Source organism: Polaromonas sp. (assembly GCF_029945685.1).
Classification (GTDB): Bacteria; Pseudomonadota; Gammaproteobacteria; order Burkholderiales; family Burkholderiaceae_C; genus Polaromonas.
The window spans coordinates 1-2,799 of sequence record NZ_JAQSDA010000017.1; the positions used below are offsets into that span (position 1 = coordinate 1).

Sequence of the window (2,799 nt, forward strand, 5' to 3'; positions counted from 1 at the left end):
ATGGTTAGATAACTAAGGAACTGCACGGTGGCGGTCTGCGACGTGAAGGTTGCGTGGAGAGGTGTGCTGATGGTCAGGCCTTGCCTCCGACCGAATCGTCGTCGCTCTCCACCGCGCGGTTGATGACTGCAATCGCTTAGGTGCGGGCCGCGTCCGGTCTGCGAGAGTATCGGGAGAGTTTGAACTTATGAGTTCATCAGCCTTTAAAGGCGCGGATGTGTCCGATCGCCTGGATCGCGCGATAGACAATGCTCTCGCCGACAATCGTTTGGTGGGAACGGTCGTGATCGTCGCCCGGGGCGGCAAGATCGCCTATCGCCGCGCGGCGGGATTTGCAGACCGTGAATCGCAAAAGCCGATGCAAACGGATAGCATTTTCCGATTTGCATCGGTGACCAAACCCTTTGTCACCGCCGCCGTGATGCGCCTGATCGAGGATGGTGTTGTGAGGCTGGACGATCCAGTGACGCGCTTCCTGCCCGACTTTCAGCCGCGCCTGTCCGATGGATCGGTTCCGGTCATCTCGATCCGCCATCTGCTCACGCACACATCGGGGCTCGGCTATCCGTTTCAGGAAGGGAGCGATGGCCATTATCGTCGCCTCGACGTCTCCGACGGGTTGGATCAACCGGGATTGTCGCTATCCGAGAATCTTCGGCGCCTGGCTGCCGCCCCGCTTACCGCCGCACCGGGGTCGGGTTTTCGCTATTCCCTTGGCATGGATGTGATGGGAGGGGTGGTTGAGAGCGTTACCGGTGGTTCGCTACGCGATGCTGTGCGCAAACTGGTCACGGATCCGCTGGGTATCGTCGATACCGGCTTTGCCGTTGCGGATGTTGAGCGGCTCGCGACGAATTACTTCAACAGCGAATCCGTTCCCGTCCGCATCACGGACGGCATGGTAGTGCCTCTGGATGCCTTCAACGGGTCGCTAACGTTCGCGCCGAGCCGTATCCTGGATCCAAACTCCTATCCGTCAGGCGGGGGTGGGATGGTGGGGACTGCGGGCGACGTCCTGCACTTTCTGGAAACCATCCGGCTCGGGGGTGGTCCGATCCTGAAGCCTGAAACAGTCGAGATGATGGCGACCGATCAGCTCGGACCTCAGGCTGCGGCCTGCGGGCCGGGTTGGGGCTTCGGCTTCGGCTGGGCAGTGCTTGCAGATCCGCACGCCGTCCCGTCGCCGCAGTCTCCCGGAACGCTTCACTGGGCCGGCGGATACGGCAATAGCTGGTTCATCGATCGTGCAAACGCGCTGACGGTCGTGGCCATGACCAACACGGCCTTTGAGGGTATGTCGGGGAAGTTCGTGTCCGACATCCGGGACGCCGTCTACAACTGATCCCCGCAAGGAATCCGCGACCGGCCGGCGTAAGCCGGCCGCGCCGCAGCGAAAATGCGGAGGCGCCGCGTCGATCGCGGCGGCCAGATCACAAATCGTTGCGGTGGCTCCAGTCGATGATCCCGTCGATACAAGCGCTGAGATGTTCGGGCTGGCCCTGGTAGAAATGGGTCGCGCCCTTGATGCTCACAAATTCCTTGTTCGCAACGGTGAGCGCGTTGTGAATGATCGGATTATGGCTCGCGGGAACCGCGTCGTCCGCTTCATTCTCGATCTGCAGCACAGGGGTCCGATGGATCTTTGTCGCGTTAACGGCAGCCTTGGAGTTGGATAGGTCGTAGGACCATTGCGACAGCCACGAGCGCAGGGTTGAGAATCGCGCCAAACCAGCGGGTCCCACGTTCACCGTGCGTGGATTGCCAAGATAGGATGCCCCCGGCGCGCGTCCATTGGGGTCGATCGTCGGATCAATCCAGCGCACGTCGCACATCGTGCGGTGCGTGACGAAGGCGCGTTCGGTTTCGCCGTCGTTGCGACGACGGAGCGTGGCAAGCATTTCCTCGGCCCAGGCGGTAATTCTGCGATTGCGGGCCCGCTGCCTCTCGCGGAAGGCGGCGATGAAGTCAGCGGTGAATGGTGGTTTGTTCGGGCAGTCCGGACTATAGATATCGAATTCGAGATCGCGCGTGTCCGGGTCGAATTCGTCGATGACGGAGGGGTCAAGCCATTCGGTCAGCACTTCCGCCCGGCTGAGGTGGGCGGCGATGAGGACTATTCCGTCAACCCGCTGCAGCCGCGCTGCTGTCAGGTCATAAAGGTCGCCGGCGGGCGTGTGGGTGATTGTCGGATGTTCAGACTGGGCCGCATAAAACAGCGATAGCGAGCCGCCGCCCGACCATCCCACCAGGATCACCTTTTCATAACCCAGCGACTCGCGCGCGTGGCGCACCCACTGGCCCATGTCGTAGGCGACCTTTTCCATAATCAGCGCACTATCGTTTCTCGGGTAGCGACTCGACGCGCAAAGTACGTGCAACCCCGCATCGGCAAGCGCCTCAGGCATTGGGAGCAGCTGGACCGTGGCTGTGGGGTGCATGAACAAATAGACCGCCTTAGATGGCCGCGCTCTCTGCCGGAACAGCTGGCCTTCCAGCTCGGTCGTGCCCTCGGCGCCCGCAAAACTGTAGGTCTCCGTCATCCCCGGTTGATCGCGGAAGCGAACGATTTCGGGAAGGCGATCCCATAGCGCCTTTGTCGGCAATCCTCTCTCCATGGCCATATCCTTAGTTATCTAACTATAATTGCGTATTACCGTACTCCAGTCAAGGGAAGGGCTTCCCATGCGAAGGGGCGCGCACTGAGCAACCATCCCCTCCCCTGTTTGCCCAAATAGGTAGCGGTTTTCCGTTGTCCTCGGTCACGATAGGTACGTTTTTAGGGCGGTACAGCCTATAGAG

2 protein-coding genes are annotated in these 2,799 nt (G+C 60.8%); one reads left to right on the top strand and one right to left on the bottom strand.

The features are described from left to right. Positions 1 to 187 precede the first annotated feature (187 nt). A complete protein-coding gene (locus tag PSV26_RS11585; RefSeq protein WP_062347427.1) occupies positions 188 to 1,342 on the top strand; it encodes a serine hydrolase in 1,155 nt (384 codons plus the stop codon). Positions 1,343 to 1,430: 88 nt separating this feature from the next. Here PSV26_RS11585 and PSV26_RS11590 read toward each other — a convergent pair whose 3' ends face one another. Beyond that, on the bottom strand, positions 1,431 to 2,615 hold the full coding sequence (locus tag PSV26_RS11590) for an alpha/beta fold hydrolase (protein ID WP_137903378.1): 1,185 nt from the start codon (positions 2,613 to 2,615) through the stop codon (positions 1,431 to 1,433). Positions 2,616 to 2,799: the final 184 nt, after the last annotated feature.